The following is a 12,850-nucleotide window of genomic DNA, read 5'->3' as shown; positions in this document are numbered from 1 at the left end:
TTACAAAAATCTTTGGTTGCCAAAGTGAACACTTCTCTCTCTATATCCTAAAGACAACATCAAATATGCTGCAGATATTGCGTCAAGAGCGTCATCATGGGTTTTATTATCCCCCTTATACGAATAAATATCATTAAATACAGAAGAACTGCTGTACTTTGTAATGTAAAGTTTCTTGTAAGTAAACGGCGTAATTAACGTTGTTATTCTGCTAAATTTATTCGATTTTGGCTTAACTGGAACAATTCTAAAATATTGGCTCATATTATTTCTTAGCAACATATATTCACGAGTTAATCCACCAGCACCTTTTGTATTATCTCTGTCCTCTAAATACAGTGTATGTACATTGAAATTCTCTAAAACGGTCTTGATCATATTCATAATATATGGATCATTGGCTGGTCGTTGGTCTTGAAATACAAAAGCATAATACTTATCATCAACCCGCTCCATAACACATAATGCAGTGTTATCCCCTCCAACGCTAAATGCTGGGTCTAAATATGCTATTGGACTAGTAAACACATAATCCTCAGTAATATTTATTTGTGTAAAAATTGAATCGGTGCTTGCTATCCATTCACCTAGCAAAACTCTTGCTTTATATGATGGGATATCTTTATAGAGTTTCTCTTGAGTTTCTATAAATCCTTTGCTAAGTAGAACATTGTCATAAGTTGTAAAATTATATGTCTTAAAAGTCGCTATATTATCAATATAGTCGGTTTTAAAATAGTGTTCTGGATGGTCTGGATTAGTATCAAAAATAATAGTTTCTTGTCCACATCTAAGTCTTTTTAAGACTTCCTCTAATGTTTGCTTATGTAAAGTTGTAGCCTCATTCACAAAAATAAGTGCCGAATTACTACCCCTAAACCTTTCAAAATCACTTGCCTTATCTCCTCCGTATAGATTAATACGCAGTGAATCAATCAGAATATATGAATTATTTGTATGTCTTGGAATATAAGGAATTTTAAGAAGTTTGCATAGCTTTTCAAATTGCCCCAAAACATTAACTTCAACTGAACGTTGTGAATTGCCAATAATGAAATTATTAGTATCGCTAGAGTATAACTTTTTATTTTCAATTAAACTTTTGAGAAAAAGATAGCATGCAAGATACGTTTTGCCACTAGCTATGCCACCGCTGAGTATAATCTTTTTTTCATTATTCTTTTGAATACTTTTTATCACATTTTTTTGTTTTAAAGTTAACTGTTTTTCTTCAAACTTAGCAAAATTAATTGAGCAGTTCGTTAGCTTTACAAATTGTGATATATCAACTCCATATTTATTTTTGTATTCCTTTTGGAGTGTTGTAAAAAGTTTTGTTTGATATAAGTTCACTTGTGCCCTTTACTATTTTTGTAGTTGCTTTTGCTTTCAGTCCCGTGAAGCGTAGCAAGTTTTTTCATACATTCATAATAAAGCTCCATTTCTCTTATTGAATATTCCTTTACATATTCATTAAGTTCACTTTTCAAAGAATTAATTTCTTCATTATCAACTAACTTATTTTTTTTATTACTTGCTTTATTTAATGCATCAATTTCGTTTCTTAAATTTTCTATTTTAGTACGTATGCTAACAAGCTCAACACCAAAATATTGTTTAAATGAATGTATAAACCCTAATTCTAAATTAGCACGTTCTAAATCTAATTCGCTTATAACTTTCCTAGCGTTAACTTCTGATTTAAAAGTTTGTGATAAAAGGTGTTCAAAAGTATCTTCACTAATTGATAATCTAGAATCATCGTTAACAGAACTTTCTCCACTTTCCCATTTTCTCCTCATCCTCCACACATTTACCCTAGAAACTCCTAATTTATCCGCTATTTCTCTATCATCTAACAATCCTTCTCTAAAATATGCAACATAATCATCAAAAGATCTTTTAATTTTTTTCAAAAAAATCCTCTAAAATAACAAAAGTAACAATTTGTTACTCTAAATAGTAAATCAATTTGTTAATTGTTAACATAACCTGATAACTTCTTGATATTTAACGGGGAATATTTGTTGGCTTTTATTGACTTAGTTCATTGCTATTTCTATAATTTTTGATTTAGAAATAGCAGTTAACTAATTTATTGCATATTGCTATAAATTAACTCTACTTTTTCGAAAAAATCTTTCATTTCATTCATAAGATTTTTACTTGTGAAAAGTCCTTTATCATAATAGTGTATACTTAAAAATAAAATATCTCTAAATTCTTTAATCGCATCTATTTGAAAGTCTAATTCTGATACTTTTTCTCTTATCCCATTAAGAATTTGATAAACAAAAATCAAAAATTCGATGGATTTATCTTTTCCCAATCTTTCTAAACATTTTTCTAGCATTCCTTTCTTGTAGCTAAAATCAACTTTGAAACTTTTAAATTTTTTTACTAGATTTTTCGTTTTCAAAGTGTCTTTAACAAATTCTTTTTCCGATTCTAAAAGAACACTTTTTCCGGTTTTTATTACGTATTTTTGCATTCTTTCAACTGCACTGTATATTTGTCTTTTTTGCTCTAGAGTCATTTGACTAGTTAAATAGAGCTTGTTTATAAGTTTATCTATTTCTTTTTTTGTTTTCTTATATAAATTATCATAAAAATCTGAAATCTCATTTATATTCATCATAACTCTAGAGAGTATATAAATAAATAATATTTTTAACAATAGTTTTTAGCACTTTTTAAATGAAAATTTTGATATAAAACATTTCTATATTCATAACAATGAAATCTACAAGAAAATAACAGCTGTTATTTTCTAAACTAGCTGTTATTTTGTATATACAAAATTTAGTTACATATAAAGCTATTAATCATCATTACTATCGGTGATATATTCTTTAATTGTTTCAAAATTAGATTGATTTTTAAGATATTCTTTAACCTTTCCTAATTTTGATTTTAGGTCAGTTAATTCAGAGTTAATTTCGCTAACATTCACATTTTCTTTTAATTTAGGTTCACTGCTTTTAGTATCAAGAATATATGCTTTATTACCTTCATTTAATTTGGTTCTTAACTTGTCTCTAGAATCACTCAATTCTTTCAATAACCTTCCCAACTCTGTTTCTTCTTCTTCATCTTCTAAATCCCAGGTTTTGCGTATAGAGTCGTCATCATCGGTAAAATCGTCATATATAGGCCCCGTAATTCTGTCTATAACTCCTTGTGCTCCTACACTGATTTGCCTTTCTATGACATCAATATTTTCACTAATCTCATCTATTTTCGCACTAAGTGTTTTAATTTGGCTATCAACTTGCCTTTGTTCTTCTTCTTGTTTTTGTTGTTCTGCTTTTTGTTTAGCCTCTTCTTCTCTAGCTTTAGTTAATTTTTCTTGTCTTTGTCTTTCTTCTTCTTCTTGTCGTTTTTTTTCTCCATTCTGCTCTACTACTAATTCTTCTTCTTTAGCCAATCCTACTTCTATTTTTTCTTCTTTACCCTCTCGCTCTTCTTTTTTATTTTCTACTTTTTTTTCTTGTTCTTCTTTTTTATCTTCTAATTTATCCTCTTTATCCTCTTTTTTAACTTCTGCTTCTTTCTCTTCTAAATTAACATTTTCCTTATTTTCTTCTTTGTCGTCTTTCCCTTCTTCTTCTTTTAATTTCTCTGCTATTTCATCTACTTTTGTTTTTTCTTCTTCTTGTAACTTTTTTGCCAATTCATCTACTTTTGGACCATTTGAAGTAATTTTATCCTTTACTGGATCTAAAATCTTTTCTAAAAATCCTTGAATTTTCCCTTTTACATTTTGTTCTACATCTTTACCAGTTGCATCAATCTTGCAAGAACTTATCAGTGCAAAAACAGCACAAATAGTAAATATTTTCATTATCTTATTCATAAGTCTCTCCATAAGTCTAAATCATAACGCAACACCCTAATAAATACAATTTTTTAAAGATTTAAATATCTAATTTTGTTACATTCACCTGTTACATATTAACAAAACGAAAATGTAATTTTAATCAACTCTTCAAAATCTCTCCATTGCAAATGACCTACCCATTAAAAAAGACTACAAAACACATACAAATTAAATTTCAAAGTCTTTGCTATTTATTAGATAAAGTATGTAGTCTTTCTTATCCGACACCCCAAAAAATTGCCTCTTCTGTTTATCACAGCCACTCTATAACACAAATTTCTCTTGCAATGAGAACGTCCAAAATTTGACTAAAATTTTTGGTTTTTGGTAAAATATAATTTGTAATTTTCATCTATTTTTATTACTTTTACTTAATTTAAAAGTAACACCTAGAAGGAGCTTGTCTTATGGACATTAATAATTATTTTAATTTAAATAATTACAATATTGATTCTATACTCAAACTATTACAAGAGTATCAAAAAGTAGTAAATGAAAACAAAATTCTTAAAAATTCTCTAAAAATTTTTTCTAACCCTAAAAAAGAATCTTTAAAACCAACTCCTAAGTTTTATTTAACCCCAAAAGCTACGAAAATAATTGAAAAATGCGTAAAAACATTAAAAAAAATTGACCCAATTTCTGGTTGGTTTCTACATCTACTGGCAATAAGTGGGTGCAGGGGTGCTGAAATGCAAAAAGTAAAAATGCAAGATATTACACCTCTATTAAAAAAAACTGGAGAAACTTTTTACAATATAAAAGTAAATGTTGCCAAAAAAAGAAATGTCACTTGCATTAGAGAAATTGTCATCAAATCCGAAGAATTTGAGGCTATCCAAAAAGCTCACGAAAATTATTTTAATGAAAAAAATCTTGATACACGACGTACTTATCTTTTCCAAAAAACTAAACATAAATTTAAAGACAATCAAATTAGCATTATCAATATTTCTAAGAAATTTAAAAATCTTCTTAAAAAATCAGGATTTCGTGCAAATAAATCACTCCATTTATTTAGAAATTTGTTTATTTCATATTTGAAATCTAATGGTTACAATTCTTTCCAAATTAAAGAACTTATGAAATATCATTCAACTTCCGAAATTGATAATATCTACGGACTCTCTTCTGCTAACAAAATTCACGCTTATGAATGTATTAAAAATAACCTTAAACTTTAGTAAAACTATTTAAGCCTAAATATACGCTTTGAAGTTACTTTAAATATTTTCCCACGTGGCTTTAAGTCAAGTGAATCATATAATATTTCTTTATTTTTTGTTGCTATAAAGTGATACCCATTAACCTTATCAATTTTTACTTCACTTATTTCAAATTCATTTGCTGCACCCAAATAATTTAAAGACTCATATCTCACACTACTTCTAATTCCGTAGTAATTAAGTATCATACATGGATTTATAATAAAACAATTACTCTTAATGTAGCCAAGTCCTATAAATCTATAATACGCTGTATTTATATCATATGCATTAAATTCACGCTTCTTAAATAAACTTGTATAATAATGTAGACACAAAAAGTAACAACCCCATTTTTGTATCTCTGGTCTTAAAGTTCTATTGTCTTGTTTTATTTTATTAATAATCATTGATTTCCTCTCCTATATTAAATTCTTTCTTTAATTTTTTAGTGCACCCATTCACATGGGGACACTGACAGTATTTGCAAATGCTATATCGCTTGGAAAAAGCAATGCTCCACTTGTTGGCAATAACCCACTTAATCTATCTGATATTGCCCTTTTCTTAGAGTCAAAAGTGAACACAAATTCTCTAAATCTATAATTTACGTGCTCAATGAGTGGACATATATTCGTAATATTGTAGGTTTTCATTTTGATTAAATCTTTAAGATACTTTTCTCTTTTTTTGTGTTCGTTTTGCATTTTGTTTAATTCTTTTTTTGCACTATCAACTTCCATTAGATCACATGCAAGATTTTCAGCAACTTGCCTATCCGTAATTTCAAGCTCTACACAATCAACATATTCTACAAATTCTCTTGCCCAATCAAACTCAACTCCAGAACTATAAAATTCACTTCTTTCTACTAAATCTTCAACTAGTTTTATCACCTCATTATTATCATTATTTAATGTTTGTAAGTTGATATTATTATTTTTAAATATTTGAGTTCTTATGTTAAAAGCTTCCGTCTCGCATTTGTGAACATATTCAAGCACTTTTGCTATTAAGCCATCATTTCTCTTAATCTTACAGTTAACTGGTGCTGCATCGATTAAAAAGAATAAATTACAATACTCAAGTCCAGTACATGCTAGTTGCATTTGTGCCTGCACATAATATTTGAAAAAATATTTACTGCTTAAAAAATTGCCATTTTTATTGTATTCAGCAATAGCACCGCTCATATAATTAGAATCACTGCTTTTAATTTCTAAAAGCTCTGCGGTGCCGTTACTATTTATAAACCATCCATCAATTGTTGATCCAACAAACATTTCTGATTTACCAGTTTTCTTGTAATAATTATACTTATCAACACCGTTAGCATATTTGTTCTTATACAAAACATCAATATTATCACCATGTGCTTTAACAAATTCTCTAAATCCTAAATTCTCTAATTCCTTACCCTTGAGCATATACAAATTCTCTTCAAAAGGTAGGCTCATTCCAAAATATTTAAGCACTCTATTTATCATTAAATCTTTTAGCCCTGCACCTCCAATCAAAACATTGCCTACTTCACTAGCACCGTATCTATCAAGTTCATTTCTTTGCACACTAAAATCAATATTTCGATTAAATCTAAAACACTCTTGACTACTTATTCCTGGTAATTTCTTACCTATCTTGCTTAATTTACTTTTTTCTTTAATGGGAGAAGATTTTTCCTCAAATATTTCACATCCAGTAAAACTTTGTTGTTCAACACTTATCATTTTGAGCTCTCCTTGAATATTTTCTTGATTATTATTGTTTGAAAGATTTTCCATCTTTTTACTCCTTATATTTTAGTAATAAATAATTATATAGCAAAAACTATTTTTGCCAACTTTTTTACAAAAATTTTTACAAAAAAATTAGTTGGGTTTATTTAAATTCTCTTGTCTAAGAACTTAGCTAAACCCAACTTAACTGGATTTTTTTGATAGCAATACACTTTTTTAGCTATTCACATACATATATATAACAAAAACTATTTTTGTCAACTTTTTACAGAAATTATTATAATTAATAAAAGCTTGATTATATTCTTTTGTTAAAGAACTTAATAAAGCTAGGGTTTAAACGAATTCACTTATTAAAAATTATATAAATAAGCTTTTCAAAAATTGAGTTGATTCTAATTTATAATTAAAATCAATTTGTATTTGTTAAAATAAAAGAACCTACTTAAATTATCTTGTTAAAAAATTCAAATAAGCTCTACTTTAAAGCTATATACTAACTTATTACTTTATAAAATTTTAATCATTCTTAATTTAAAAAATACTTATTGAATATAGAATAGATAATTGGAGCAAGCGTTATTCCCATTATTAGAATTACTTGTATTGTTCTATTACTTGCATTAAGTTCGTTTTTTAGGTTAGATATATCTTTTTGTAAAGCTTTTTCTACATTGTCTATTTTAGTATCTAAACTATCTATTTTGGTATTTAAACTTTTCTCTAAACTATCTATTTTGGTATTTAAACTTTTTTCTACGCTATCTATTTTGGCATTTAAATTTTTCTCTACGCTATCTATTTTGGCATTTAAATTTTTCTCTACGCTATCTATTTTGGCATTTAAACTTTTTTCTACATTGTCTATTTTAACATAAACACCATTTATATCCTTTTGAAAATTCTTTTCTACATTAATTATTTGTTGTTCTAAAGAATTCATTTTCTCTTTTAGAACTTCAAAGTTGTAATTATCATTTTGAAGTAAAACAAAATCTATTGCCTCTTCACTAAACCCTTTATTTAAAAATTCTAATCTTATATTTTCTATTTTAAGAGCATTATAACCCAAATTATTCATTAAAATCCCCTTTATTATCCTTTTAATTCTTTATATTTTTTTAAAAGTTTATTAAGAAAATCCTTTTGATTTTCAAGAAGTTCTTCCAAAATAAACGCTGTAAATTTAGAATGGTTTTTATAGAAATCATAACTTTCTTGTTTTTTAAGTTGAAATCTTAGGGGCTTTATCGGGTTTTGTTTTGATTTTTTTATTGTTTTGCTCTCTTTATTTCTTAATACAATTAACGTTTCTAGTATACCATTTTTTATTAGAAATTCTTCTTGTATAATACCATCTTCTATTGCATTAGCAATTTTTAAATAATTATAGACCTGTGCTCTTGCAAGTCTATAATCTTTAGAAAAAGCTTCAAAACTTTTATACCCATCAAACCGATAATAATGATTGTCTTTAATTTCTTTTAAAATTTTTAAAGTTTCTAACTTACAATAGATTTCTTTTTTAGAATTAATTTTTAATTTTTCTTTTAAAGAATTATAATGATTTAATACACTATCAGTAATAGCATAATTTTCATTATCACTTAAATCTCTTTTATTAACCTTAATATCCAATTTAACCTCCTTTTATATTAAACACGTCTAATAATTAGACTTTATATTTTTTTTAAAAAAAATTTCTAAAATATTTTCATATTCTTTTATATAATCTTTATTTAAATCAAAATTATTATTTTCTGCTATTCGTCTATTTAAGTCTTCTCTTTCAGATATTGTTCCTAAAAACCTATCTTTTGTTTTTAACATTTCAACCAATGCTTTATGTGTTCTATTTTTTTTAAATCTCGTTATTATTAAAAATATAGGTAAAAATAAATTTAATTTTCTTACAAAGAAATTAAATAAATCTAAACTTTCCACTGCCCACTTTTCGGCCGTCATTGGAATTATTATATAGTCACTACATAAAAGTGCGTTTTTTAAAGTAGCATCTAAACTGGGATTTGTATCGATTATTATATAATCATATTTATAATGCAAAGTTCCCAAACTAGTCTTTAACAAAAAATCTTTATGTTCAATTAAGTCTTCACTGAAATTATGTAGTGTGAGATAGCTAGGTATAAGATCAAGATTATTTTCTATATTTATTATAGTACTATCGATATCTACATTTTCTTTTAAAATTTCATAAATATTAAATTTGGTAAAATTAATGCCTTGTTTTTCTAATTTTTCGTAAAAATAACTAGTAATAGATGCTTGAGTATCCATATCTATTAAAAGAACTTTCTTATCTTTTGATAGTAAAGTTGAAAATATAATTGCACTTGTGCTTTTACCAACACCGCCCTTAATTGACGCTATTGTTATTATTTTAGGTTTTTTATTATCCATTTGATTAACGGTCCTTGCTCTGGGTATTTTTTCCCATAAAATTTATATACTTGTTGTTCTAAATCCGTAAACATACTAAATAAAACTTTGTTGTAGTGATTATTTGTTCTTTTTTTATCTAATAAACGATATAATCCCTTGAAATAACAAAAAACACTTCCGGCTTTAAATCTAAATTCCATATAATATGCCCTTGCTAATGCATATGCTTTTCTAGTTCCGTTTATTTGATACTTTATTAACGGTTTTTTAATTGGTTTTCTATATCCATAAAAAATACCAATAAACTTGTCTCCTTCTTTAATTGGGTACAAGTGAGTTTCTTCCACAATTCTTTCTCCATTAAATAGGGCCCTTAATGATAGTCTAAATTCGTGTTTTTTCTCATAAACTCCAAATTTGTAAATGTCCATCATTATTTTTGTATGGTACATTGCTTTCCCATTTTCTTTTTCAATTAAAATAAAGCGTTCTTTATTTTGGCATTCAACTTTACATTTGCCTTTTTTTACAGTTTCAATAGGTTCAGGTGTATTTTCCATATTTAAATCCTCATACAGCCTTTATGTTAAATTCTTCTACAGTTAAAGAATTCTTTTCATTTTTTATTATTTCTAATAATTCAAGATAATATGTACCAAATACTTTATTGTATTCTATTTTCTTTTGTTTATTCAAATAATCTTTGATAATGGGCTTTAGAATTTCAATATTTGTTTCTTTTTTTAGTCGTTCAATAAGGATATTGAAAATGTTTGCCTTTAAATTTTGATAATTTTGTTGAGAATTTTCTTTTTTTCTTTCAATAGACTTTTCCAATTTGCGTTTTATGTTGTTTAAATCGCTATATTTGTGATTTTCAATAATAAAATGGGGCTTAAATTTGTAACTTTCGTATACTTTTTGCAAACTTATTTTTAATTGTTCCGAATTATATCCATTCTGTTCGAATTCTTTCTGAGTGTTATTTAGAATATTTTTTAATGTGTTTTGCTTTTCTTTCATACAAGATTTTTTTATATTGAATTTTTTTATTAGGGCAATTTCATTTTGTTTTAAGATATTCATTGCTTCAATTTTCGTATTTTTATCAGCATTTAAATTCAAAATAGAAAGAGCTTCTTCCGTTTTAAAGTTACAATTGTTGAAATAATTTCTTAGTTGATATTTCTCTTTTTGATTATTCTTTCTTTCTTCTTTTATATTATTTTTATTATTTAAACACTCCACTGAATTTACACTACCATTTATAGAAATATTGTCTTTAAAATGGTTATTAACTCTAGATTTAAATCTAGAGTTTTTTCGTTCTTTAAAGTACTTGTTTATTTTCTGGTAACATTCTTTTTTAGGATACTTTAGCTTATAGTAAATTTCAGTTCCACAATTTACACCCATGTGTTGGTAGTAGTTAGTTGTAACTTTTAGTACTTTTTCTAATTTATAAAGATAATTTTGCATTGTTCTTAAAGTAGTGGGAGCTAGACCATTTCTTTTAAGATTTTCATTAAAGTAGTAGAGTATGTTTTGTTGCGTGTATTTTTTATCTTTTTTGTTTAGAAAATCTAGTGTTGAAGTAAGAGATATTAATTTGTGTTGGTGTTTGTTGTGGCAAGTTGCAATTTTTTTATTGGTTGATGTTGTCATATCTGACAATCTCCTTATACTTTAGATATAATAGTAATTATTATAATGCAAAATTTTGATTTAAAAGTAAATACTTTTCTAAAAAATATTAAATTTTAATTATTAATTTTGTTAAATTAATACATAAATTTGTAATTTAGTAAAAATATAAATTGATTTTAATTTAAAATTGGACTACACTAAAACCATCGTAGTTATTTGATGTATTATCATTTTTGACTACCTTATATTTTAGAATTTGCTAAAAATAATAATATAGTGGGGACTTAACGAGATTCTTTGAGAAAAGAGTTTGGTTAAGTCCCACTTCTTTTTTGTAAAAATTTTTGTAAAGAAGTTGGCAAAAATAGTTTTTGCTATATAATTATTTATTACTAAAATATAAGGAGTAAAAAGATGGAAAATCTTTTAAACAAAAATAATCAAGAAATACAAAATAATATTCAAGCAAAAATAAGCTTCAGAAAAGATATGAAAACCCTAAAAATGAATTTACCAGGGATTGATAAAAGTCTTAAAGGATATGGATACAAATATCAGAATTTCAATGAAATAGTAGAAGAAATTGAAAACGTTATTGAAAAGCACAATTTGGAGCTTGATTTTGAGCAATATCCAATATCTAAATTTGTAGATGGACAAAAGGAGCATGTTATTAGGACCACATTTTACAGTACAAGCACTGGATATGAATTTTCTTTTGATACACCAATGCTTACAGAAAACTTACAATGGAACAGTGAAAGTGGGTCTAAAAATGTTGTAAATACAGTACCACAACTGGTTGGATCAGCTATTACTTATTTCAAAAGGTATGCTTTAGTAGCATGTCTTCATATAAAAAGTGAAGTTGATACTGATGCAGCTCCTATTTACAATAACCATGAAAACGTAAATTCTATGCCTAGCAGACAATCTAGTGTTAATCAAAAGCAAGAACAAAAAAGAGAACAAAAACAAGAGATTAATCAAATTCAAAAAAATAACACTATTCAAAACCAGAAAAGAGACATTAAGCAAGAACAAAAAAAAGATAGGCTTTATTATTACGGTGTTTTTAAAGAAGCGTTGTCTAATATAAAAGATTGGGTAAATAGCCCTACAATAAAAGATAATATAAACTCAATTATTCAAAAAATAAGCTTTATTCAGAATATAGACCCCAATAATTTTGATGATATCAAGAAAATTGAATCTGACTTAATCTCGTATTTTGAGAAAAATAGTGATTTTAAGAGTATAAACTATTGGGCGGAGATTATAAAAAACTATTTCAAGAAAAATAATAGATTAAAAGATTTACAAGATTTTGAAAAGTTTATAGCGTTTAAGCGAACTGCTTATGGCCCTAGCCCATTAATATTCTTTAGTGTCTTAAAAGAATATGAACGGTTTGATGAGATATTTGCAGCATAGCAAGATTAATGCCCCCTATTTGGGGGCTACTAGCTATTAGGAACCATTTTGAGCGTTGCAGGTGCTACTTGCACTAGTTTCAAAATTATCTATACCACCACTAAGAGCCCCCTTAACCACCTCTTTGAAAGTGGTTTTTTGTTGATCCGCATTCTCCCCAGTACATTTATCAAGTTCACTCTTTATATGATCAAGTGCAGATTTTATTTTATCTTCATTGTTTTCTAAAAATTTATCAAATTCTTCATCACCAGTTAAAGCGGTTTTTAACCAGTCAAGTTGTGTTTTCTGAGCATCAGATAGCTTTTCTCTAAGTTGTTCTTCTTTGGATTTAGGTTTTTCTTGTGTTACTTCTTTTTGGGTTAAATCACGTTTTTTTCTGCTTTTTGTTTGTTGAGCATTTGTATCATTAGAATTACAACCGTTTAGCATCAATAAAAATAAACAAAATAATATGTTGATGATTTTCATTGTTACTCCTTTTTTTATTAATAATGTTTAATAAATCAATTATTAATACTAAATATTGGATAAACAATTATTAT

Annotated in this window: 14 protein-coding genes; 2 read left to right on the top strand and 12 right to left on the bottom strand. The window is 26.6% G+C overall.

What is annotated here, in order from left to right; all coding sequences use genetic code 11:
- From BBIDN127_RS04775 to BBIDN127_RS04760, 4 genes are all read right to left on the bottom strand, one after another.
- Positions 1-1,353: a PBSX family phage terminase large subunit gene (locus BBIDN127_RS04775; protein ID WP_014017701.1), complete on the bottom strand. Its 1,353-nt coding sequence runs from the start codon at positions 1,351-1,353 to the stop codon at positions 1-3.
- Positions 1,350-1,916 carry a DUF603 domain-containing protein gene (locus BBIDN127_RS04770; RefSeq protein WP_014017700.1) on the bottom strand — a complete coding sequence of 189 codons (567 nt, stop codon included), beginning with the start codon at positions 1,914-1,916 and terminating at the stop codon, positions 1,350-1,352. Before BBIDN127_RS04770 ends, BBIDN127_RS04775 begins: the two co-directional genes overlap by 4 nt.
- 179 nt (positions 1,917-2,095) lie before the next feature.
- Positions 2,096-2,635, bottom strand: a complete 540-nt coding sequence (locus BBIDN127_RS04765; RefSeq protein ID WP_044055007.1) for a DUF643 domain-containing protein — start codon at positions 2,633-2,635, stop codon at positions 2,096-2,098.
- Positions 2,636-2,821: 186 nt separating this feature from the next.
- On the bottom strand, positions 2,822-3,856 hold the full coding sequence (locus BBIDN127_RS04760; protein ID WP_014017698.1) for an Erp C family protein: 1,035 nt from the start codon (positions 3,854-3,856) through the stop codon (positions 2,822-2,824).
- A 431-nt stretch (positions 3,857-4,287) separates the two neighbouring features.
- On the opposite strand from BBIDN127_RS04760, the gene BBIDN127_RS04755 reads away from it, so the two are divergent.
- A complete protein-coding gene (locus BBIDN127_RS04755) occupies positions 4,288-5,064 on the top strand; it encodes a site-specific integrase (RefSeq protein ID WP_014017697.1) in 777 nt (258 codons plus the stop codon).
- A gap of 5 nt (positions 5,065-5,069) precedes the next feature.
- Here BBIDN127_RS04755 and BBIDN127_RS04750 read toward each other — a convergent pair whose 3' ends face one another.
- From BBIDN127_RS04750 to BBIDN127_RS04720, 7 genes are all read right to left on the bottom strand, one after another.
- On the bottom strand, positions 5,070-5,495 hold the full coding sequence (locus BBIDN127_RS04750) for a DUF261 domain-containing protein (protein WP_014017512.1): 426 nt from the start codon (positions 5,493-5,495) through the stop codon (positions 5,070-5,072).
- Between the two features lie 51 nt (positions 5,496-5,546).
- The gene (locus BBIDN127_RS04745) at positions 5,547-6,866 is read right to left on the bottom strand and encodes a DUF244 domain-containing protein (RefSeq protein WP_014017696.1); all 1,320 of its coding nucleotides are present in this window, start codon (positions 6,864-6,866) and stop codon (positions 5,547-5,549) included.
- A 484-nt stretch (positions 6,867-7,350) separates the two neighbouring features.
- On the bottom strand, positions 7,351-7,902 hold the full coding sequence (gene bdr / locus BBIDN127_RS04740) for a Bdr family repetitive protein (RefSeq protein ID WP_014017695.1): 552 nt from the start codon (positions 7,900-7,902) through the stop codon (positions 7,351-7,353).
- A 14-nt stretch (positions 7,903-7,916) separates the two neighbouring features.
- Positions 7,917-8,459, bottom strand: coding sequence for a chromosome replication/partitioning protein (locus BBIDN127_RS04735; RefSeq protein ID WP_014017694.1), 543 nt, complete (start codon positions 8,457-8,459; stop codon positions 7,917-7,919).
- Between the two features lie 27 nt (positions 8,460-8,486).
- On the bottom strand, positions 8,487-9,242 hold the full coding sequence (locus tag BBIDN127_RS04730) for a ParA family protein (protein ID WP_014017693.1): 756 nt from the start codon (positions 9,240-9,242) through the stop codon (positions 8,487-8,489).
- Entirely contained in the window at positions 9,218-9,784 is a 567-nt protein-coding gene (locus BBIDN127_RS04725) for a DUF226 domain-containing protein (RefSeq protein ID WP_014017692.1), read from the bottom strand. The genes BBIDN127_RS04730 and BBIDN127_RS04725 overlap by 25 nt, the downstream gene beginning before the upstream one ends.
- Positions 9,785-9,794: 10 nt before the next feature.
- Positions 9,795-10,889 (bottom strand): plasmid maintenance protein, encoded by a 1,095-nt coding sequence (locus BBIDN127_RS04720; RefSeq protein ID WP_014017691.1) that lies wholly within the window; start codon positions 10,887-10,889, stop codon positions 9,795-9,797.
- A 396-nt stretch (positions 10,890-11,285) separates the two neighbouring features.
- On the opposite strand from BBIDN127_RS04720, the gene BBIDN127_RS04715 reads away from it, so the two are divergent.
- Complete coding sequence (locus BBIDN127_RS04715) at positions 11,286-12,305, top strand: ERF family protein (protein ID WP_014017690.1); 1,020 nt, start codon at positions 11,286-11,288, stop codon at positions 12,303-12,305.
- 36 nt (positions 12,306-12,341) lie between these two features.
- Here BBIDN127_RS04715 and BBIDN127_RS04710 read toward each other — a convergent pair whose 3' ends face one another.
- Positions 12,342-12,776, bottom strand: a complete 435-nt coding sequence (locus BBIDN127_RS04710; protein WP_014017689.1) for an Mlp family lipoprotein — start codon at positions 12,774-12,776, stop codon at positions 12,342-12,344.
- Between the last annotated feature and the right edge of the window lie 74 nt (positions 12,777-12,850).

This window comes from Borreliella bissettiae DN127 (genome assembly GCF_000222305.1).
Taxonomy (GTDB): domain Bacteria; phylum Spirochaetota; class Spirochaetia; order Borreliales; family Borreliaceae; genus Borreliella; species Borreliella carolinensis.
The sequence above is the reverse complement of the archived record's forward strand: the minus strand, read 5'-3'. Positions and strand labels throughout refer to the sequence as shown.

Excerpts from the sequence above, each read along its gene's own strand:
- bdr (WP_014017695.1), bottom strand. The coding sequence starts at position 7,902 with ATGAATAATTTGGGTTATAATGCTCTTAAAATAGAAAATATAAGATTA.
- BBIDN127_RS04765 (WP_044055007.1), bottom strand. The coding sequence starts at position 2,635 with ATGAATATAAATGAGATTTCAGATTTTTATGATAATTTATATAAGAAA.
- BBIDN127_RS04750 (WP_014017512.1), bottom strand. The coding sequence starts at position 5,495 with ATGATTATTAATAAAATAAAACAAGACAATAGAACTTTAAGACCAGAG.
- BBIDN127_RS04725 (WP_014017692.1), bottom strand. The coding sequence starts at position 9,784 with ATGGAAAATACACCTGAACCTATTGAAACTGTAAAAAAAGGCAAATGT.
- BBIDN127_RS04745 (WP_014017696.1), bottom strand. The coding sequence starts at position 6,866 with ATGGAAAATCTTTCAAACAATAATAATCAAGAAAATATTCAAGGAGAG.
- BBIDN127_RS04720 (WP_014017691.1), bottom strand. The coding sequence starts at position 10,889 with ATGACAACATCAACCAATAAAAAAATTGCAACTTGCCACAACAAACAC.
- BBIDN127_RS04710 (WP_014017689.1), bottom strand. The coding sequence starts at position 12,776 with ATGAAAATCATCAACATATTATTTTGTTTATTTTTATTGATGCTAAAC.
- BBIDN127_RS04760 (WP_014017698.1), bottom strand. The coding sequence starts at position 3,856 with ATGAATAAGATAATGAAAATATTTACTATTTGTGCTGTTTTTGCACTG.
- BBIDN127_RS04755 (WP_014017697.1), top strand. The coding sequence starts at position 4,288 with ATGGACATTAATAATTATTTTAATTTAAATAATTACAATATTGATTCT.
- BBIDN127_RS04715 (WP_014017690.1), top strand. The coding sequence starts at position 11,286 with ATGGAAAATCTTTTAAACAAAAATAATCAAGAAATACAAAATAATATT.
- BBIDN127_RS04730 (WP_014017693.1), bottom strand. The coding sequence starts at position 9,242 with ATGGATAATAAAAAACCTAAAATAATAACAATAGCGTCAATTAAGGGC.